Origin of the sequence: Streptomyces sp. NPDC050548 (assembly GCF_044457385.1) — a bacterium.
In the GTDB taxonomy this organism is placed as follows: Bacteria; Actinomycetota; Actinomycetes; order Streptomycetales; family Streptomycetaceae; genus Streptomyces.
Map to the genome: position 1 here is coordinate 881,413 of NZ_JBITGV010000001.1, position 18,980 is coordinate 900,392.

Sequence of the window (18,980 nt, forward strand, 5' to 3'; positions counted from 1 at the left end):
GTCTCAGTCCCGCACCTCGCACCACACCACCTTCCCCGACACCCCCTGCTCCACCCCCCACCGCACCGCCACCGCGTCCAGCAGCATCAGCCCGCGGCCCGACTCCGCGCCGAGGCCGGTGTCGGTGGTGGCGTCCAGGAGGACGGGGAGGGCGCGCGGGTCGGGGTCGGTCACCTCGACCCGGATACGGTCGTCACCGGCCAGGCCGCCCCGACCGACCCGGGCGACCCGTACCCGTACCGGCGTGCCCTCGCCCACGTGGCGGATGACGTTGCTCACCAACTCGCTGACGCACAGCTCCACTTCGGGGTGCGGGCCGTCGCCGCCGAGGTAACCGCGCACCGCGTGCCGTAGTTCGGGGACCGCCTTCGGTACGGCGAGCAGGGCGGCCTCGAAATGCTGCGTCGCGTTCATCGTTCCGCCGCCTCTCGGAGTACGGCGGCGAGGCGGCGGGCCGTGTCGAGGTTGCAGTTGCCCAGCCCGACCAGTCCGCCGGAGCCGCCGGAGGCACCCGCGAGGCTGGGCAGGTCAGCGCGGAGGGACGGGAGCGTGATGCCGTGGGCGGCGAGGGCGTCACGGAGTTCCTCCGCGCAGAGGACCGTGTCGTAGGGGCCGGACGTGGATTGTGGGGGCATGTCGACGTGCGCCTTTCTGTGCTCTCTGTGATGAATCACTCACACAGTGACGTGACAGGCCCTACCGTGAAAGGAGTTCGAGTTACGCCTGTCAACGAGCAAATGGCGGTGGTGAGTTGTGCCTCCTCGCAAGGACACCGACGCGTCGGCGAACGTCCCCTCCTTCTACGGCGCGGAGTTGCGCTTCAAGAGGGAACTCGCGGGTCTGACGCTGGAGCAGTTGGCGGAGGGGAGTTATCGGGGGGTGCCGTTCCTGAGCCAGATCGAGCACGGGGAGCGGCGGATGCCGCTGGATCTGGCCCGGCACGTGGACAAGGTCCTCGGGACGGACGGGTTTTTCGAGCGCCGTTGTGAAGACGCGCGGAAAGCGAAGCAGTCGGGGCACGCGGAGTACTTCGCCGATGTGGCGGAGATGGAGCAGCACGCGGGCACCATCGAGGACTGGGCACCGATGCTGCTGCCTGGCCTGCTCCAGACGTCGGCTTATGCTCGCGCGATCGTACGAGCCGCCATGCCTCGGGCCAGAGACGCCGAGGTGGAGAAGAAGGTGTCCGCCCGGATGGGACGAGCCAGCCTCTTCGAGGCCGACGACCCTCCTGCGTTCTGGGCGATCCTCGACGAGTCCGTGATCCGCCGCCGAGTGCTCGCCGATGACGGAATGACCGAGTTGCTGGAGCACGTCACGCACGTCATCACAACCACTCGCTCCATTCTGCAGATCGTCCCGGAAACCTCCTCGACCCACCCGTTCATGATGGGCATGACCAGGACCATGACCTTCGCCGACGCCCCACCGGTGGTGTACGTCGAGAGCCTGCACAGCGGCCAACTCATCGACTATCCGGCGCTCGTGAAGGACTACCGCGAGTCGTACGATCTGCTCAGGGCCGCCGCACTGTCACCCGAGGCGTCCCTGGCCATGATCCAGGCAGCGGCAGAGGACTATCGAAATGGCAAGCACGAAGACCGACTTGAGCGCCGCCCGCTGGCGTAAGAGCAGCTACAGCAACGGCACCGGCGGCGAATGCCTGGAGGTCGCCGACGGAGTCACCGAAACCGTCCCCGTCCGTGACTCCAAGGTCCCGAACGGCCCCGTCCTACTGCTCCCCGCCTCCGCCTGGTCCCCCTTCATCTCCAGTCTCCGTTAGGACAACAAAAGGAAACACCCCTCACAACTTTCCCCCACGCCCCATACAGTCGAAGCACTGTTAACGGGGAGAGGAAAGACGCATGCGCACGGGGGTAAAGGCCACCGTCATCGGCAGTGTGTTCGCCGTGATGGTGGGAGGGGCGGGGTACGGGGCCTACAACGTCGTGTCCGCACTGAACGACAGTTCAGGTGTCGGCGGTTCCGGCGGGCCCGCGTCCGTGAAGAGCGGGCCGCCGAGCGCGTCGGAGGTCAAGGCCACGACGGCCAAGTTCTTCGCGGCCTGGGAGAAGGGGCAGGCGGTGACGGCCGCGTCGTACACGAACAACGACGCGGCGGCCGATCCCGTACTGGAGTCCTACAGCGGGGCCGGGCACATCACCGGGGTGAAGATCACCCCCGGTACGACGACCGGGGCGACCGTGCCGTTCACGGTGAAGGCAACGGTGTCATACGACGGAAAGTCCAAGCCGCTGACGTACACCAGCCAACTGACCGTCGTCCGCGGCAAGACCACCGGACGGGCCCTCGTCGACTGGCAACCGTCCGTCATCCACCCGGAGTTGAAGACCGGCGACACCTTCGTCACCGGCGAGTCCGCGAGCCCCGCGATCGAGGCCGTGGACCGGAACGGGACCGTGCTGACGAAGGAGAAGTATCCGTCGCTCGGGCCGATACTCGACGAGTTGCGCTCCAAGTACGGTGACAAGGCGGGCGGTTCGCCGGGGATCGAGCTGGCGATCAAGCACGAGGCCGAGGGCTCGGCCGACACCACGGTGCTGACCCTGGAGAAGGGCAAGGCCGGCAAGGTGCGTACGACGCTCAGCGCGAGCGCGCAGGCCGCCGCCGAGAAGGCCGTGACGAAGTACTCGGAGTCGTCGATCGTGGCGCTGCAGCCGAGCACCGGGCAGGTGCTGGCGATCGCCAACCACCGCGACGACGGCTTCAACGCCGCGTTCCTGGGGCAGTTGGCGCCTGGCTCGACGATGAAGATCATCAGTGCCGCCACGCTCATCGACAACGGGCTGACGACGATGACCGGGCCGGCGCCCTGCCCGCCCTCCGCGGTGTCGGAGAGCCAGACCTTCCACAATCTGACCGGCCTCGCGCCGGACGAGAACGCGACGCTCGCCGAGAGTTTCGCCCGCTCCTGCAACACGGCGTTCGTGAAGTTCGCGGACTCGGTCAAGGTGGACTCGCTGACCCGGGAGGCCGAGGACCGTTTCGGGCTCGGCCGGGACAACTGGAAGACCGGCATCCCGTCCTTCGACGGCTCGGTTCCCGCGTCCGGCGGTCCGGACACCGCGGCGAACCTGATCGGCCAGGGCCAGGTGCAGATGAGCCCGCTGAACATGGCGTCGGTGACGGCGACCGCGAAGACGGGCACGTTCCGCCAGCCGGTGCTCGTCGCGCAGAGCCTCGACGACCGCCAACTCGCCACCGCGCGGGGCCTGTCGGCGAATACGTCGGCACAGTTGCGGGCGATGATGTACCGCACCGCGACGAGCGGCACCGCGGCCGGGATCATGGCCGGGCTCGGTCCGAACATCGGCGCCAAGACGGGATCGGCCGAGGTGGACGGGCAGTCGAAGTCCAACAGCTGGTTCGCCGGCTACCGGGGCGATGTCGCCGCGGCGGCCATGACGCAGGACGGCGGCCACGGCATCGACGCCGCCGGACCGATCGTCCGGGCGGTACTGGCGGCGAGTGGCTGAACTCACTCCTGGTGGAAAGTGAACTCACCCGCACAGGACGGGACTCTAGGGTGGGCGTGGTCGTTGGGGTGTGAGAGAGCCGAGGGCGACGGGGGCCCAAAGGGATTCGCGGAGGATCGGGAACTGTGGGCACGAGGGGCAAGAGAAGGCGCGTCGCCGAGCGACGGAAGGCGAGACCCGCCATGGTCGGCGGGGTGATCGCCGTGGCCGTCGTCGGCGCGGGCGTGGGTGCCTACGCGCTGTACGACGGCGGTGCGTCGGCCGAGGCGCGCACGTCGACCGCCGCGGACCACAAGGCCATCAAGAAGGGCCCGTTGACGGCGGCCGAGGTCCAGACGACCGCGAAGCGGTACCTGGCCGACTGGCAGCACGGCAAGGTCGCCCTGGCCGCCGCCGCGACCGACAAGTCGACGGCGGCCACCGCACTGCTCACCGGCTACAGCAAGAACGCCCACATGAAGGGCATCACCGTCACCGAGGGCACCCCCACCGGCGCCAAGGTCCCGTTCTCCGTGAAGTGCACGGTGTCGTACAAGGGCATCAACAAGCCCATGACGTACGCCACTTCGCTCACCGTCGTGCGCAGCGCGAAGGACGGCAAGCCGTACGTCCAGTGGCACGCCTCCGTCGTCCACCCCGATCTCGCCGACGGCGACACCCTGGTGACGGGCGAGTCCGGCACCCCGCCGATCAAGGCCTACGACCGGGACGGCGGCGAGCTGACGACCGCCAAGTACCCGTCGCTGGGGCCGGTGTTGGACGGGCTGCGGGAGAAGTTCGGCAAGAAGGCGGGCGGCAAGGCGGGCATCGAGCTGCGGGTGGTCCGCGGCAAGACGTCCAAGGAGTCCGACAAGACGCTCGTCGAGCTGAGCAAGGGCACGCCCGGCAAGGTGAAGACGACGATCAGCCCGACCCTCCAGGCGGCGGCCGAGACGCAGGTCAGCAAGCAGAAGAACTCCTCGGTCGTGATGATGCGCGCGTCGACCGGCGAGATCCTGGCCGTCGCGAACGCCTCGCACGGCTTCAACGTGGCCTTCCAGGGCTCACTGGCCCCGGGTTCCACGATGAAGATCGTCACGTCGACGATGCTCTTCGAGAAGAACCTCATCACCCCGGACGCGTCCCACCCCTGCCCCAAGACGTACAAGCTGGCGGGCTGGACCTTCCACAACGACGACGACTCGGAGATCAAGAAGGGCACGTTCAAGATGGCCTTCGGGGCGTCCTGCAACAACGCCTTCATCAACTTCGCGCCCAAGCTGACCAACAGCGACCTGACGACGGAGGCCCAGCAGGTCTACGGCCTCGGCCTCAACAACTGGGCCATCGGCGTCCCCACCTTCGACGGCTCGGTCCCGGTGCAGAGCGGCGCGCAGATGGGCGCCTCGCTGATCGGCCAGGGCGGGGTCCGGATGAACCCGCTGAACATGGCGTCGGTCTCGGCCACGGTCGACACGGGCACCTTCCACCAGCCGTACCTGGTCTCCCCGACGGTCGACAACCGCACGATCGCCAAGGCCTCGCGCACGATGTCGTCGACGACGCAGGCCGAGCTGAAGGAAGTCATGAAGTACACCGCCGACTACGGCACGGCGACGAAGGCGATGGCCGGACTCGGTCCCGACTACGGCGCGAAGACCGGCTCGGCGGAGGTCGACGGCCAGAAGAAGCCCAACGGCTGGTTCACCGCGTACAAGGGCGACCTCGTGGCCGCCGGCGTGGTCCAGGCGGGCGGCCACGGCGGCGACACGGCGGGTCCGATCGTGGGCGCCCTGCTGAAGCTGGGCAGCGGTCTCGGCGGCTGAGGCCCAGGCTGAGGCTGAGCCTCAGGTGCCGACGGGTGCGGCGGCCGTATAGGTCCGCCGCAGGAACCGCATGATCGTCTTCGTCTCGAACTGGACGACGGAGACGCCCTGTTCGGAGTGGAACTCGACCACGGCCTGCACCCGCCCGCACGGCCACACGCGCACCTCGCCGCTGCCCGCGGGGGCGCGCAGCCCCTCTTCCAGCAGCTCGCGGTCGAAGGTCCAGGCATGCGGTCCGGGCAGGTCGATACGGACGGTTCGCGGATCGGATTCGGGGTCGTACCGCAGGACGACGGGCACGGCGGCGGGGTCCAGCCGGTCCACGTCCTCGTCGGTGACGATATGGGCTCGCGCGTACTGTTCGACTACGGACATCGGGCGGCCCCTTACGCTGAGTGACCTGTGTGAAAGCTGTGCATCCGCTTCCACTACCCCAATGTCGCATATTTTCCCGCGTCCGCCCTCCGGGGCGACAGATCTCACATACCGAAGGGGACCTTCTCGCTCTTGCAAAGGACTCGCAACAACCATCTAAAATCATCCTGTGCATGTGCCTGACGGATTCATCGACGCCCCCATGTCCGCCGCGACCGGAGCCGTCGCCGCCGGAGCCATCGCCGTGAGCCTGCGCGGCGCGCGCCGCCCTGCTCGGCCCGAACGGCGCCGGGAAGACCACCCTCGTGCTGCACCTCAACGGCATCCTCACCGGCGGCGCGGGCACGGTGACGGTGGCCGGACTCCCGGTCGGCAAGCGGCACATGGCGGAGATCCGGCGCCGGGTCGGGATCGTCTTCCAGGACCCCGACGACCAGCTCTTCATGCCGACGGTGCGGGAGGACGTGGCGTTCGGTCCGGCGGCGGCCGGGATGAAGGGCGCCGAGCTGGAGCAACGGGTGCGCACGGCACTGGAGTCGGTGGGCATGGCGGACTTCGCCGACCGGCCTCCGCACCATCTGTCGTTCGGGCAGCGGAGGAGAGTGGCGGTGGCGACCGTACTGGCCATGGAGCCGGAGATCCTCGTCCTCGACGAGCCGTCCTCCAACCTCGGCCCCGCCTCACGGCGCGAACTGGCCGACATCCTGCGGTCGTTGGACGTGACCGTCCTCATGGTCACGCACGACCTGCCGTACGCGCTGGAGCTGTGCCCGCGTTCGCTGATCCTGAGCGAGGGTGTCATCGCGGCGGACGGCGCGACCGGCGAACTCCTCTCCGACGGCGCGCTGATGCGGGCCCATCGTCTGGAGTTGCCCTTCGGGTTCGACCCGCGGTCCGTGACAATGGGCGCGTGACGAACGAGGACCATACGGTTGCCGGGTCGCTGCTCCTCGACGAGCAGCTGTGCTTCGCGCTGTACGCGGCCCAGCGCGCGCTGACGGCCGCGTACCGCCCGCTCCTTGAGGAGCTGGAGCTGACCTACCCGCAGTACCTCGTCCTCCTCGTCCTGTGGGAGCGCGGCGAGAGCACGGTCAAGGACCTCTCGGCCGCCCTGCGCCTCGACTACGGCACGCTGTCGCCGCTCCTGAAGCGCCTGGAGGCGGCCGGACTCGTCCACCGCGAGCGCGCGGCCCACGACGAGCGCTCGGTGCTGGTCGCGTGCACGGAACGCGGCAGCGCGTTGAGAGAACGTGCGGCCCGGGTGCCGGGCGCGTTGCTCGCGGCGACCGAGCTGGAGATGCCGGAGGTCGTACGGCTGCGCGCGGAGCTGTGGCGGCTGGCGGAGCGCGCTGGGGCGGCGGCGGAGCGGGCCCGCTGACCTCGGGTTACCGGCGGTTGCTACCCCCTGGTAGCCACGACCGTCCTACCGGTCAGTATCTTGTGCACGATGTAGTTGCCCGCTCCTGTCTTTCCGCCCTGTGTTTCCGTTCTGGGGGAGGTCCCGCCATGACCGACGACGCCGCTGCCACCGCCGTCGACACCCGCCCGACGAAGATCATGTACGTCGCCGAGGCCACCGCCCACGGCGGCCGGGACGGCTATGTCAGCAGCCAGGACGGCCAGCTCGCCCTCCAGGTCGCGATGCCCCCGGCCATGGGCGGCGACGGCAACGGCACCAACCCCGAGCAGCTCTTCGCGGCCGGCTACAGCTCCTGCTTCCACAACGCGCTGGTCCTGGTCGGCCGTAGGGCCGGCTTCGACCTGACCGGCTCCACGGTCGCCGCGAAGGTCGGCATCGGCCCCAACAAGCAGCGCGGCTACGGCCTCGCGGTCGCCCTCAGCGTCTCCCTCCCGGTCCTCGACCCGGGCATCGCGGCGAAGCTGGTGGACGCGGCCCACGAGGTCTGCCCGTACTCGAACGCGACGCGCGGGAACATCGACGTCACGATCCTGCTTGGTTGAGGTAGGACAGCGGATCGGCGGGACCAGGAGTGCGGACGTGGACGTGAACGGCGTGGTGGCCCAGGGCTTCGAGCCGGTCAGGGAGGCGTTCGCGGCCAACTTCGAGGCGCGCGGGGACCGGGGCGCGGCCGTGACCGTGTACCGGGACGGGCACCGGGTCGTCGACCTGTGGGCCGGCACCAAGGACGTCGACGGCACCGCACCCTGGCAGCGGGACACGGCCCAGATCGTCCGCTCGGCGACGAAGGGCGTGGCCGCCGCCGCTCTACTGCTGCTCGCGCGGCGCGGGGAACTGGACCTGGACGCTCCCGTGGGCGAGTACTGGCCGGAGTACAAGACCGCCGGCAAGGAACGCACCCTCGTGTGGCACCTGCTCGCGCACCGCGCGGGCGTCCCGGTGCTGGACCATCCGCTGACCCCGGAGCAGGCCGCGGACCCGGTGCAGGGCGCCGCGGCGGTGGCTGCCCAGGCGCCGGTGTGGGAGCCGGGCACCGACCACGGCTACCACGCGCAGACGTACAGCTGGCTGACCGGTGAGCTGGTGCGGCGGGTGACCGGCCGGTCGATCGGCGAGTGGATCGCGGACGAGATCGCCGGTCCGGTCGGGGCGGACCTGTGGGTGGGGCTGCCGTCCGGTGAGGCGGGGCGGGTGGGCCGGGTGGCGCAGATGGAGGCGCCGCCGGCCGCGGACGCGGGGGTTCTCCGTGTCCGCCCCAAGCGCTCGGTCTCCGAGGCGTACGCGAACCCCGATTCCCTCACCCGGCGCGCGTTCGGCGCGATCACGCCGATGCCGGACGAGAACGACCCGGCGTACCGGGCCGCCGAACTCCCCGCCTCGAACGGCATCGCGACGGCGGACGGCCTGGCCCGCTTCTACGCCTCCCTGATCAGCGAAGTGGACGGCGGGACACGGCTGTTCACCCCCGAGACGGTCGAGCTGGCCCGTACGGAACGCTCTGCGGGGCCCGACCGCATCCTCGTGATCAACACCCGTTTCGGCCTGGGCTACATGCTGCACGGCGGCGCGTCCCCGCTCCTCTCGGACGGCTCCTTCGGGCACCCGGGCCGGGGCGGCGCCCTGGGCTTCGCGGACCCGGATTCGGGCATCGCGTTCGGGTATGTGACGAATTCGTTCCGAAAGAGTGTGACGGCTGATCCACGAGCGCAGGCCCTGGTCAGAGCGGTGCGCACCGCACTGTCGTAGCGCACTGGTACGGCTGCGGCCGTCGGCGGCACCGCCGGAGTTCACGACCCTGGGGCAACAATGGGGTATGCGCTGCTGCATCTCGGCTCCCCTCGCGGCCCTCGCCGCGCTCCCCACTCCCTACGACGTCCTGCGCTCCGGCACGCTCCTCGTCCCGGCGCTGCTGCGTGCCGCCCACGCCCGTCCCGGGCGCGGTGGATTCCGCCAACTGACCGCCGTACACCTGGAGTTGGTCACCCTCACCGAGGACAGCGCGATCATCACCTGGCACACCCGGATACCCGGCACCGACGACGGTTTCGGCCACCCGATCCCCGCGGTCACCGAGGGCGAGGTCGTCTACGGCACCCACCCGGCCCGGCTCAACCGCGTCGCGGCCGAGGAGCGGCCCACCGCGCACCACCAGGTGGAGCTGACCGGCCTGGAGCCCGGGCAGACGTACTACTACCGGGCCCGTTCCGGGGGTGTGACCGCCGTACCGACGCCGTTGCAGCACGTGCGCGGGAACGCCGTCGGCACCTCGCGGCACGGGCTCGGGTCCCTGACCGGCACGTACTCCTTCACCACGCCGCAGCCCCCGCCCGGCCGGCACCTGCTGTCCATCGCCCTCTGCAACGACCTGCACCTCGGCGAGACCACCGCGGGCCTCATGGCGGGCTTCCCGCTGCTGCGCGGGGTGTCGCAGGCGGCGGGCCTCGCCGCCTATCCGGAGATCATGACCCGGGCGCTGGTCGAGGAGGCCAAGCTGCGCGGGGCGGACGTGCTGCTGGCCGCCGGGGACATCTCGGCGGGCGGGTCACCGGCGGACCTGGCGGAGGCCAGGCGCATTCTGGACGGCTTCGGCACGCTCGGCCGGGACTATCTCGTCGTACGCGGCAACCACGACCGGGCGGGGAGTTCCGCCGACACGTTCCGGGAGGGGTTCGGCGACGGCTTCGGCGGCGGGCCCGGGTACTTCGCCCACGATCTCGGCGGGCTGCGGATCATCGGGCTCGACACGTACGCCAAGGCCGGAAACGGGGGTGACGCGGGTGGGCTCGGTGAGGAGCAGTTGTCCTGGTTCCGGGCGCGGCTCAGGGCGGAGCCGGACCGGCCGACCGTCGTCTTCGGCCACCATCCGCTGACCGTACGGGACTCCGTGTTTCCGGTGACCCGGGGGCAGCAGCTGGATCGGCGGCAGGCGCGGGCGATCGTCGACGCGTATGCCTCGGCACCGGGGGTTTTCCTGCACCACGCGGGACACACCCACCGGAACAAGCGGACGCCGTTGGTGCGGGCGCCGCATGTCGTGCAGCAGGAGGTCACTGCCGCGAAGGACTATCCCGGGGGGTTTCTGCTGCTGCGGGTTCACTCCGGGGGTTACGCCCTCAACCACTACAAGGCCGGTGGGATCGAGGCGCGGGAGTGGGGGGAGCGGTCTCGGCGGGTGGCGGGTGGACTGTGGCCGCATCATGCGCTGGGGCGGGCGGCGACTGACCGTAACAGCGTTCGGGCCCATGACCTGTCTGGTGTTGGGTCGCTCGGGGTGTCTGTTGCCTGAGTCTGTCGGGTGCTGCGCCGTTGGGGCTGGGCGCGCGGTTCCCCGCGCCCCTAAAGGCTGGCCCTGCGGGCCGCCTTTAGGGGCGGTGTTTGTCAGCCGTCGTTCTCCGGGGACGGGAGGTATGCGCCGGGGACTTCATCCGGCGTGTAGAGCTTCTTGTCGCCGGGGTAGGGCTTGGTCCAGTTGTGGGTCTGGTACCAGGTGTAGCGGTTCATCTGGGTGGGGTTGGCGTAGTCGGGGACCGCGTGGGGGCCTGTGAGGCGTTGGTGGGAGGCCCAGGTCTTCCACTCCGCCGCGAGTGTTTTCTCGGCCGACGGGACCGAGACCGTCGTCGGCGCTCCCGCCGGGGTGTCCGTGCCGCAGGTCGGCTGGGGGCTCACGCCCAGGGTGAGGGAGGTGCGGTTGGGGACCGCGGTGAACGGGGTGTTGTCGGGCTTGCTCGTGAAGGCGTCGTACATCGGGGTGGCCGCGCTGTCGAGCTGGTTCATCGGGTGGATGCCGAGGATCTGCTCGATCGTGCGGACCATGGTGATCTGTGAGTAGTAGTGGTCGTCGACCGTGGCGTGGTTGGCGTAGGGGCTGATCACCTGGACCGGGGCTCGGTGGCCGTCTACGTGGTCGAGGCCCGCCTGGGAGTCGTCCTCTACGACGAAGATCGCCGAGTCCTTCCAGTACTTGCTGTGGGTGATCTTGTCGACCATCCTGCCGACCGCGAGGTCGTTGTCGGCGACCTCGGCGGCGGCGTTGGCGGGGCCGCCGGTGTGGTCGTTGGAGAACCAGAACATGTTCAGGTTCGCCGGGCCGCTCTTGTCGAAGTCCTGCTGCCAGATCTGCTCTTTGTAGATGTCCGGCACGTCGAGGTCGAAGAGCGGGAAGCCCTGCACCGACACGTCGTTGAGGGAGGGGATCGCCGAGCCCGTCTTGATGGGGTAGGCGGTCTCCGCTCCGGTCGCGGCCATGTTCTTGCTGTCGCAGTACAGGTTCTGCCAGGTCGCGCCGGAGGGTTTCGTCTCCAGCGACTGGAACTCGCCGAAGTCCTTCACCGTCTTCCCGGCCGCCTGCGCGCCGGTCCAGATGAACCCGGACTTCTGGTGGCCGAGGACGTCGTTCTCGGTGTCGTAGCTGCGCGTGTACTCGCCGGCCGAGGACTCGGTGTACTCCGGGTTGTCCGACTGCATCAGCCAGTTGTGGCCCTCGGCGGAGTTGGTGCCGATGTCGTAGAAGTTGTCGTAGAGCCCGAACTGCTCGGCCAGCGCGTGCTGGTTGGGCGTCACGTTCTCGCCGAACTGGGTGAGCGAGGCGTTGCCGTTGCCCTGCGGGAGGTCGCCGAGGACCTGGTCGTAGGTGCGGTTCTCCTTGACGAGCAGGAAGACGTGCTTGATCGTCGAGGGGTCGCCGAGGCGGGCGGGGACCGGGACGGCCTTCGCGCGGCTCTTGCCCTTGGCCGTGGTGACCGAGCCGGGTGTCCAGCCGTTCTGCCTGAAGACCTTGGCCGTCTGGGACCTGACGGTCAGGTCGCCGGGCAGCGTGAACTGCGTGACGCTCGACGTCGTGTCGTGCGTGTTGTGGCCGGCCGCGTCGGGGCGGAGGGCGTCCACGCCACGGGTGTTGGCGACGACGATCTGCTTGCCGTCGGCAGTGATGCCCGAGGGGAAGTAGTCGGTGGGGAGCAGGCCGACGTAGCGGGCGGGCTGCTGCGGGGAGCTGTAGCGGTAGACGGCGACCGCATTGGCGCGGCCGAGTGTGACCAGCAGCCGGCCGTCGTCGGTGAGTGTCACCGCGTTCGGCTCGTAGCCGACGGACGCTTCCGGCCACGGCTGGGTCGCGATCGTCTGGACGACCTTGTCCTTGCGGGTGTCGATGACCGACACGCTGTTGTCGGCGGTGTCGGTGACGAACACCGCGCCCTTCTTGGCGTACACGGCGGTCGGGTGCAGTCCTACGGCGATGGTGCCGACGGCGGCCGACGGGTCCGCGGTGTCGATGACGCTGACCGTGCCGGTGGTGCTGGCGCCCGTCTTCGGGTTGGCCGGCACGTCGGTGCCGTAGGAGTTGATGGTGGTGTCGCCGGGCTTCGCCGGGCGCCCGCCCTCGTTGCTGACGTACAACTTGCCGTCGACCAGGGCGATTCCGCGCGGGGCGGTACCGACTGACCAGGTCTGGTTGATGGTTCCGGTCGCCGCGTCGATGGCGACCACCTTGTTCTGGCCGTTGACCGCCGAGTAGACGGTGGAGCCGTCGGGGGAGAAGACGGCCGCGCCCACAAGGGCCTGCTTGGCGCCGTCGGCCGGGATCGGGACGGCGGTGGGGCTCGCGAGGGTGCCGTCGGCGTTGACGGTGAACTTGGTGTAGCCGCCTGCCTGGCCGAGCCACAGCTGCTTGCCGTCCGGCGAGTAGGTCGGGCCCTCCTGGCCGACCGCGCCGCTGCTGATGCGCAGGTCGTCCGCCGTGCCGGTGCCGACCTTCTGCTTGATCTGACCGGTGGCCAGGTCCATGACCACCAGAGAGGCGTCGCCGTCGGCGATCGAGGCGGCGAGGTGGGTGCCGTCCGGGCTGACCGTGGACGACATGATCTTGCCGTCGTTGATGACGGTGCGGCTGCCGTACGGCTTGATGTACTGGTCGCTGGAGATGACCTGGCCGTTGGCGGTGGTCTGGCCGACCTGCTGGGTGCCGAACTGATATGTCGAGGCGACCGCCGTGCCCGTGACACCGAGGGCGACGGCGATACCCGTCGTCACCAGCAGTGCCCGGCGGCCGACATGTCTGCCGAAGAGGTTGACCTGTTTCTTCTCGCTGATCCGACGCTGGCGGATTACCTGCACGGAACTGTTCCCTTCACTGGGTTTCGAGCAGCTCGACGTTGCCGTCGAACTGCCACAGCGGATTCGGGGCGTCACCGGTCGAAGTCCGCACCAGGAAGTAGCCGTTGACTTCCTTGGGACCGTCGCCGTCCGCCACGAACCGCCCGTCCGAGGTGATGTCGAGCTGATAGATCGCCGACCCCGTGACCGCGACCCCGGGGAGATGCCAGCTCACGACGCAGCGCCAGTCGTTGCCCGCACCCTCCTGGGCGGCCTGGCCGTCGCTCTTGGTGCAGGCCGCCGAGGTCCGGAGCTGGGCCTCGGTGACGGCGGGGCGGTGGAGTTGCCGCGTCTGGAGGCGGTAGAGGTGGGCGAAGACGGTGGCGAGGGACTTCTGCACCTTCGCCTGCTCGATCCCCGAGCCCGTCGACGGAGTCGCCACGGCGACCGCCCCCACGGTGACGGCGGTCAGCGCGGCCAGCGGCAGCACGCCGAAGGTGAACGCGCGGCGCCCGGAGCCGTCGTAGGCCGGGTTGGTGAAGTCCCGTCGTACGAACAGGAGATGGGCGAGGGCGGTGGCGAGCGCCGTCCACGCCAGGCTGACCGCTACGGCGATCAGGAGCGGGGTGAGCTGGGCCGGGCTGGTGAACAGGCCGTTCCAGGCGATGAAGGCGTAGCCGGGCAGGGCGAGGCGTACGGCTACGGGCAGGGGCAGCATCTGGGCGACCTGCATCGCGAGTGCGACGAGGACGGGCAGCAGCAGGCCCATCGAGGACCGGCCCAGCGCGACCGAGCCGAGGAGGCCGATCGCGGCGAGGGCCAGGGTCGGGGCGAGGGCTGCGGTCCAGGAGAGCAGGACCGCGCCCGCCGCGTCACCCGGCGCGAGCAGGTGGCCGTCGAGGCCGACGAGTGGTTGGTTGCCTACGGCCAGGAGCCCGCCGACCGTGCTGGAGACGGCCAGTCCCGCCACCAGCGCCAGGATGACGGTGACGCTGGCCAGCGCCTTCGCCACGAAGATCCGCGCGGGCGAACGGACCGCCACCAGCAGATGCCGCCAGGTGCCGAGCCGGTCCTCGGCGGCGAATACGTCACCGGCGACGAGGGATGTGAGCAGCGGCAACGCCCAAGTACCCGCGAAACCAAGCATGACCAGCGGCCCGGCCCACCCCGTGGCGTGCATCCAGCGGCCGAAGAGGGTGTCGGAGGGGAGGGTGCTCTGTCCGCTCACCCCGGCGACGAAGAGCGCGGGGGCGATCCAGCAGGCGAGCACCAGCAGCCGGACCCGCCACTGCGAGACGAGCTTGACGAGTTCGAAGCGGTAGCCGCGTGCGACGGAGACGCGGGGGGCTGTGGCGGTGCGTTCGGCGACGGTGGTTGCGGTTGCGGTGGTCATCGGCCCGCCTCCTGATCGGTGAGCGCGAGGAACGCGGCCTCCAACGGCGAGACCACGGGGGCGAGTTCGCGCACCGCGATGCCCGACCGGACGAGTCCGGCCACCAGTTCGTCGAGGGCGGGTGTCAGTGCGCGGACGACGAGCATCTCGGTGTCCTGCCGTACGCCGCTGTCGTCGACGATCCGGACACCGGTCGTCTCGGCGGCGAGCCGGTGCGCGGCCGGTGCGTCGGACGTCCGCAATCTGTAGTCGAGTTCACGGCTCTCGGCGGCCAGCTTGCTCAACGGGCCGGAGAACACCACCCGTCCGGTGGCGAGGATGGTGACCTCCGAGCACAGCGCCTCCAGGTCGTCCATACGGTGGCTGGAGAGCACCACGGCGGTCCCGTCGGCGGCGAGTCCGCTGAGCACCCTGTGCACATGTCTCTTGCCCGCCGGATCAAGGCCGTTGGACGGTTCGTCGAGCACGAGCAGCCGGGGTCTGGTGAGCAGTGCGGCGGCGAGGCCGAGCCGTTGGCGCATACCGAGCGAGAAGCCACGAGCCTTGTCGTCGGCGACATCGGTGAGGCCGACCTGGTCGAGTACGTCGTCTATGCCTGACGTATGTGCCTCGCCGCCGCCGCGCAGTGCGGCCAGCGCGGCGAGGTTCTGCCGGGCGGTGAGAGAGGGGTAGAGGCCGGGGCCGTCCACGAAACCGGCCACGCCGTCGGGAGCGGCGAACGCCCTCCCGACCTGCCGGCCGAGGATCTCCAGCCGCCCGCTGTCGGCGACGGCCAGCCCCAGCAGCAGACCGAGCAGGGTGGTCTTGCCGGCCCCGTTCGGCCCGACCAGACCATGGATCTGGCCCTGCGTCACCTCCAGATCGACGGCGTCGAGCGCGACGACATCGCCGAAGCACTTGGTGATCCCGCCCGCCCGGACCGCGTGGAGTGTCTCCATGAGCCCCTTCTCTCCTGAATCCTCAGGGACCTTAGGGACACCACACATCACACACACAGACAGCCGTCTGAACGCCCATGGAACGGATCGTCAAGTCGTCGGCAAGCCGGGTGAAGGAACGGTCAACCCGAACGGTCAACCCGCCCGCAGCATCAGCCCGATCCCGGCCACCAGCAGCACGGCGGCGGCGATCCGGGGCGCCCCGAACCGCTCCTTGAAGAAGACGGCCCCGATGGCCGCGCCGACGATGATCGATGTCATACCGGGCTCATACAGTGTTTGTCATGAGCCGATCGAAGTTAGCGAAGGCCACCATCACCCCCGGCGAGCCCGCAGCGATCTACTGCCGCATCTCCCACACCAAGGACGAGGATCAGACCGGAGTCGACCGACAGGAACGCATCTGCCGGGAGATAGCCGAACGGCTCCAACTCCGTGTCGGGGCAACCCACGTCTACGTGGACAACAACCGTTCGGCGTGGCAGCGCAACCGCAAGCGGCCGGGTTGGGACGACATGTTGAGGGTGATGGCGGAAGGAGAGATCCGGCACGTCATCGTCTACCACCCCGACCGCCTCATGCGGCAGCCCAAGGATCTCGAAGAGCTTCTGTCGATAGCCGACGACAAGCGCGTGCTCCTGCACGGCGAGGCGAACCGACGCGATCTGTCGGACCCCGACGACCGGTTCATCCTCCGCATCGAGGTGGCCCACGCGTGCCGCTCCTCTGACGACACGTCACGCCGGTTGAAGGAAGCACTCAAAGACAAGGCCCGCGAAGGCAGACCGCACGTGGGCAACCGTCCGTACGGCTACACAAGCAACGGTCAGGCGATCGTCGAGGAAGAGGCGGAGATCGTCCGCGAGGTCTTCCGCCGGTACCTGGACGGTGAGTCGCCCATGGGCATAGCCCAGGACCTGACCGCACGGGGAGTGCTGTCGTCCAAGGGCAAGACGTGGCAGCCGGAGAACGTCCGCCATCTGCTGTCGTCCAACTTTGTGGCGGGTGTCCGGATCCACCAGGGCGAGGAAGTGGGAACGGGGACGTGGCCCGCCATCATCGATCGCGGCCAGTGGGACGAGGTCCAGCGGTTCAGGGAGTACCGGGCCGCGCAGGCCAAGGACAAGCAGAAGCGGCCGACTCGGTACTACGTGCTGCGCGGAGTGGTGACGTGCGCGTGTGGGGCCCGCATGGCCGGCACGAACAGCATCCGGTACGCCTATTACCGGTGCACTCGCGCCGATGACGTCGATCAGCAGAAGTGCGATCGATCCGTATCTGCGGTACCTCTCGAAGCCTTCGCGCGGGATGTCGCGATCAAGGTCCTGACCAACCTGGACACCACCGGCTACGAGCCCGCCGCGACCACGCGCCCCGAGGCTGATGTTCTCGCCGACGAGAAGGACCGGGCGAAGCTGGAGGAGCTGAAACAACTGTGGCTCACGGACGACGACTTCACGACCGCCGACTTCCATGCCATGCGTGCCGTTGTCCTCAAGCGGGTGAAGGAGCGTCAGCGGAAGACCGTGAAGAGGCCGGTCGTCGTCCTGGAGGGGATCGCCGGGCCGGATGCCGAGACCAACTGGCAGAGGCTGGAAGAGGCGGAGGACTACGAGCGCATGAACGCGATCTATCGGTTCCTGTTCGCTGCCGTGATCGTTCGTCCGCCTACTCGGAAGGGCAGGGGGTTCGACACGGGCCGGGTGGACATCAAGCCGAACCCGCTGGACTAGTCAGAAAGAAAGAACGGGAGTGGTGAGCTACACAGCTCGCTGACGGTGGCCGCACTCTTCTTAACACCCTCCTATCGCCGCTGGCGATCTCTGATATGTCCTCAGAGGTAGCCTTGTTGGATCCACGACAACGGGGGCGTGAAGGCATGTCGTTCGATCAGGAGTGGGCGGAGTTGAAGGCGAAGGCCGCGATGCGGCTGGACGGCACGCCCGACATGGATCCCGGCGGACCGTCGCCCGGAGGCGCTGACCTGATCGTCAAGGCCGACGACATGGGGAAGATCGGCCACGCCGCGTTCCTGCTGCACCAGCACTTGTCGAGCGCCGGCAGGCATGCGCAGTCACACACCGAGGCTGCCGCGAAGAGCCTGGAGAACGACGGGTTCGCCATGGGCGCTGCTCTGGCCAAGGCCGGAGAGGGCTGGCATGAGCAGCTTCAGGTGCTGCTCGACGCCTGCGCGCAGATCTCCAACCATCTCGACTACTCGGTGAAGTCGTCGAAGCAGGATGACCAGTTCGTTGCTGCGGAGATGCAGGTCTCCAAGATCTCTGAGTACCTGGATGTACCGCCGTCCACCTCGGATTCCGACGCACCCCTTGTTCCGAAGGCGGAAGGTCCCATCATGTGACGGCTGTTCAGCGTGGGACCAGGGATTCCGAAGCGGATCGGAACCCTTCGGACATCAACGGCGGCGACGCCGGGAACGGCAGGGGGCTGATGCCGACTTTCGAAGAACTCTTCCATGTCAATCTCTCCGCCCTACAGTCGGCGGCCGACGACTGGGCTGCCATGGCGGTGCTGCTGAACAAGGTCGCCCAGGAGGCCGGGAGCATGCGCAGCCTTGCCCAGGGCACCGAGTGGAAGGGCGAGAACGCCTCCGTCACCAAGCCGTTTGTCGTCCGGGTGTCGGACGAGTTCACCGACGCCGTCACTGAAGCGGAGAGCATCGGAAACCTGCTGAGTTCCGCACACGACAAGATCAAGGCGGCGAGGAACGAGCTGAAGGTTCTCTGCGAGAACCCGCCTGCCGGCATCACGATCCATGCCGACGGCACGCTAAGCCGTAGCGTCCAGCCACAGCGGATGTCGCACGGAGATTCCCAGGTGGTGGTGACGCAGGACGACTTCGACGCCTTGCAGCGGCGCATCGACGCGATCCTCGGCCGGGCAGCGGAAGCGGACTCGACCTGTTCTTGGGGCCTGTGGCAACTCACCAAGGACAAGCACGAGTTCGGCAGCACGTACTACGGCTCTCTCAAGGACGCGAGCACCGACGCCGAGCAGGCGCAGCGGACTCAGACGGACTCGGAGGAGTACACGCCGCCCAAGAAGTGGGGCAGCGGCACGATCAAGCCCGTTGCCGAGTTCCTCGGTTACCGCGCCTGGATGGATGGCGGCGAGGCGCTCGTGAAGGGAGACATCAATGGAGCGGTACAGGGCGCGATCGGCGGCGCCCCCGCTGCGGCTGGCGGCGAGGCCAGCAAGCACCTCGCCAAGGGTGCGCTCCTGAGCGACGTCACGGGGAAGCACCATCGCCCCACGTTCATCAACACGATCGGCAAGTTCGGGGAGAAGATATTCGGCGTGCCGGTCGCCGTGGTCGCGACGGGGGTCGACTTCTACTACACGCCGCCCGGTGCGAACAAGGCACCAGGTGACACCCATGTGGACGCCCCGGCGGAACCGGGAAAGGTGAGGTACCAATGACACACTCCGCCGGCCCACCGT

18 protein-coding genes and 1 pseudogene are annotated in these 18,980 nt (G+C 68.9%); 12 read left to right on the forward strand and 7 right to left on the reverse strand.

The genetic code is table 11. The features are described from left to right. Nucleotides 1–3: 3 nt before the first annotated feature. Both ACIBJH_RS04125 and ACIBJH_RS04130 read right to left on the reverse strand, forming a co-directional pair. The gene (locus ACIBJH_RS04125) at nt 4–414 is read right to left on the reverse strand and encodes an ATP-binding protein (protein ID WP_399115263.1); all 411 of its coding nucleotides are present in this window, start codon (nt 412–414) and stop codon (nt 4–6) included. Continuing rightward, entirely contained in the window at nt 411–635 is a 225-nt protein-coding gene (locus ACIBJH_RS04130) for a hypothetical protein (protein ID WP_399115264.1), read from the reverse strand. Before ACIBJH_RS04130 ends, ACIBJH_RS04125 begins: the two co-directional genes overlap by 4 nt. 118 nt (nt 636–753) lie before the next feature. Between ACIBJH_RS04130 and ACIBJH_RS04135 the strand changes: the two genes are divergently transcribed. The 4 genes from ACIBJH_RS04135 to ACIBJH_RS04150 all read left to right on the forward strand — a co-directional run bounded on the left by ACIBJH_RS04135 (nt 754) and on the right by ACIBJH_RS04150 (nt 5,302). Next, the gene (locus ACIBJH_RS04135) at nt 754–1,629 is read left to right on the forward strand and encodes a helix-turn-helix domain-containing protein (RefSeq protein WP_399115265.1); all 876 of its coding nucleotides are present in this window, start codon (nt 754–756) and stop codon (nt 1,627–1,629) included. Next, a complete protein-coding gene (locus ACIBJH_RS04140; RefSeq protein WP_399115266.1) occupies nt 1,586–1,783 on the forward strand; it encodes a DUF397 domain-containing protein in 198 nt (65 codons plus the stop codon). The genes ACIBJH_RS04135 and ACIBJH_RS04140 overlap by 44 nt, the downstream gene beginning before the upstream one ends. A gap of 82 nt (nt 1,784–1,865) precedes the next feature. Continuing rightward, the gene (locus ACIBJH_RS04145; protein WP_399115267.1) at nt 1,866–3,497 is read left to right on the forward strand and encodes a penicillin-binding transpeptidase domain-containing protein; all 1,632 of its coding nucleotides are present in this window, start codon (nt 1,866–1,868) and stop codon (nt 3,495–3,497) included. A gap of 182 nt (nt 3,498–3,679) precedes the next feature. Then, a complete protein-coding gene (locus ACIBJH_RS04150) occupies nt 3,680–5,302 on the forward strand; it encodes a penicillin-binding transpeptidase domain-containing protein (protein WP_399115268.1) in 1,623 nt (540 codons plus the stop codon). A gap of 21 nt (nt 5,303–5,323) precedes the next feature. Here the strand turns inward: ACIBJH_RS04150 and ACIBJH_RS04155 are convergent, their stop codons facing one another. Next, nucleotides 5,324–5,677 carry an SsgA family sporulation/cell division regulator gene (locus tag ACIBJH_RS04155; RefSeq protein ID WP_019066592.1) on the reverse strand — a complete coding sequence of 118 codons (354 nt, stop codon included), beginning with the start codon at nt 5,675–5,677 and terminating at the stop codon, nt 5,324–5,326. Between the two features lie 260 nt (nt 5,678–5,937). Between ACIBJH_RS04155 and ACIBJH_RS04160 the strand changes: the two are divergent. From ACIBJH_RS04160 to ACIBJH_RS04180, 5 genes and pseudogenes are all read left to right on the forward strand, one after another. Next, nucleotides 5,938–6,591, forward strand: a pseudogene (locus ACIBJH_RS04160) (energy-coupling factor ABC transporter ATP-binding protein); the annotation flags it as partial. Then, nucleotides 6,588–7,055, forward strand: coding sequence for a MarR family winged helix-turn-helix transcriptional regulator (locus ACIBJH_RS04165; protein ID WP_399115269.1), 468 nt, complete (start codon nt 6,588–6,590; stop codon nt 7,053–7,055). The pseudogene ACIBJH_RS04160 and the gene ACIBJH_RS04165, both read left to right, overlap by 4 nt. Nucleotides 7,056–7,183: 128 nt before the next feature. Then, complete coding sequence (locus tag ACIBJH_RS04170; RefSeq protein WP_399115270.1) at nt 7,184–7,639, forward strand: organic hydroperoxide resistance protein; 456 nt, start codon at nt 7,184–7,186, stop codon at nt 7,637–7,639. A gap of 37 nt (nt 7,640–7,676) precedes the next feature. After that, the gene (locus ACIBJH_RS04175) at nt 7,677–8,843 is read left to right on the forward strand and encodes a serine hydrolase domain-containing protein (RefSeq protein WP_399115271.1); all 1,167 of its coding nucleotides are present in this window, start codon (nt 7,677–7,679) and stop codon (nt 8,841–8,843) included. A 67-nt stretch (nt 8,844–8,910) separates the two neighbouring features. Then, nucleotides 8,911–10,383, forward strand: coding sequence for a metallophosphoesterase (locus ACIBJH_RS04180; protein WP_399115272.1), 1,473 nt, complete (start codon nt 8,911–8,913; stop codon nt 10,381–10,383). Nucleotides 10,384–10,475: 92 nt separating this feature from the next. Here the strand turns inward: ACIBJH_RS04180 and ACIBJH_RS04185 are convergent, their stop codons facing one another. The 4 genes from ACIBJH_RS04185 to ACIBJH_RS04200 form a co-directional block, all read right to left on the reverse strand. Next, complete coding sequence (locus ACIBJH_RS04185; protein WP_399115273.1) at nt 10,476–13,208, reverse strand: alkaline phosphatase family protein; 2,733 nt, start codon at nt 13,206–13,208, stop codon at nt 10,476–10,478. 13 nt (nt 13,209–13,221) lie between these two features. After that, entirely contained in the window at nt 13,222–14,580 is a 1,359-nt protein-coding gene (locus ACIBJH_RS04190) for an ABC transporter permease (RefSeq protein WP_399115274.1), read from the reverse strand. Next, on the reverse strand, nt 14,577–15,518 hold the full coding sequence (locus ACIBJH_RS04195) for an ABC transporter ATP-binding protein (protein ID WP_399115275.1): 942 nt from the start codon (nt 15,516–15,518) through the stop codon (nt 14,577–14,579). The genes ACIBJH_RS04190 and ACIBJH_RS04195 overlap by 4 nt, the downstream gene beginning before the upstream one ends. A 135-nt stretch (nt 15,519–15,653) precedes the next feature. Further along, nucleotides 15,654–15,779, reverse strand: coding sequence for a hypothetical protein (locus tag ACIBJH_RS04200; protein ID WP_399115618.1), 126 nt, complete (start codon nt 15,777–15,779; stop codon nt 15,654–15,656). Nucleotides 15,780–15,802: 23 nt separating this feature from the next. On the opposite strand from ACIBJH_RS04200, the gene ACIBJH_RS04205 reads away from it, so the two are divergent. The 3 genes from ACIBJH_RS04205 (at nt 15,803) to ACIBJH_RS04215 (ending at nt 18,959) form a co-directional block, all read left to right on the forward strand. After that, complete coding sequence (locus ACIBJH_RS04205) at nt 15,803–17,251, forward strand: recombinase family protein (RefSeq protein ID WP_399115276.1); 1,449 nt, start codon at nt 15,803–15,805, stop codon at nt 17,249–17,251. A 146-nt stretch (nt 17,252–17,397) separates the two neighbouring features. Continuing rightward, complete coding sequence (locus ACIBJH_RS04210; RefSeq protein WP_399115277.1) at nt 17,398–17,880, forward strand: hypothetical protein; 483 nt, start codon at nt 17,398–17,400, stop codon at nt 17,878–17,880. Further along, entirely contained in the window at nt 17,877–18,959 is a 1,083-nt protein-coding gene (locus ACIBJH_RS04215; protein ID WP_399115278.1) for a hypothetical protein, read from the forward strand. Before ACIBJH_RS04210 ends, ACIBJH_RS04215 begins: the two co-directional genes overlap by 4 nt. Nucleotides 18,960–18,980: the final 21 nt, after the last annotated feature.

Bases quoted from the DNA above. Each gene is read 5' to 3' on its own strand.
- ACIBJH_RS04150 (WP_399115268.1), top strand. From the start codon at position 3,680: ATGGTCGGCGGGGTGATCGCCGTGGCCGTCGTCGGCGCGGGCGTGGGT.
- ACIBJH_RS04140 (WP_399115266.1), top strand. From the start codon at position 1,586: ATGGCAAGCACGAAGACCGACTTGAGCGCCGCCCGCTGGCGTAAGAGC.
- ACIBJH_RS04145 (WP_399115267.1), top strand. From the start codon at position 1,866: ATGCGCACGGGGGTAAAGGCCACCGTCATCGGCAGTGTGTTCGCCGTG.
- ACIBJH_RS04210 (WP_399115277.1), top strand. From the start codon at position 17,398: ATGTCGTTCGATCAGGAGTGGGCGGAGTTGAAGGCGAAGGCCGCGATG.
- ACIBJH_RS04130 (WP_399115264.1), bottom strand. From the start codon at position 635: ATGCCCCCACAATCCACGTCCGGCCCCTACGACACGGTCCTCTGCGCG.
- ACIBJH_RS04205 (WP_399115276.1), top strand. From the start codon at position 15,803: ATGAGCCGATCGAAGTTAGCGAAGGCCACCATCACCCCCGGCGAGCCC.
- ACIBJH_RS04125 (WP_399115263.1), bottom strand. From the start codon at position 414: ATGAACGCGACGCAGCATTTCGAGGCCGCCCTGCTCGCCGTACCGAAG.
- ACIBJH_RS04180 (WP_399115272.1), top strand. From the start codon at position 8,911: ATGCGCTGCTGCATCTCGGCTCCCCTCGCGGCCCTCGCCGCGCTCCCC.
- ACIBJH_RS04195 (WP_399115275.1), bottom strand. From the start codon at position 15,518: ATGGAGACACTCCACGCGGTCCGGGCGGGCGGGATCACCAAGTGCTTC.
- ACIBJH_RS04200 (WP_399115618.1), bottom strand. From the start codon at position 15,779: ATGACATCGATCATCGTCGGCGCGGCCATCGGGGCCGTCTTCTTCAAG.
- ACIBJH_RS04170 (WP_399115270.1), top strand. From the start codon at position 7,184: ATGACCGACGACGCCGCTGCCACCGCCGTCGACACCCGCCCGACGAAG.
- ACIBJH_RS04155 (WP_019066592.1), bottom strand. From the start codon at position 5,677: ATGTCCGTAGTCGAACAGTACGCGCGAGCCCATATCGTCACCGACGAG.
- ACIBJH_RS04190 (WP_399115274.1), bottom strand. From the start codon at position 14,580: ATGACCACCGCAACCGCAACCACCGTCGCCGAACGCACCGCCACAGCC.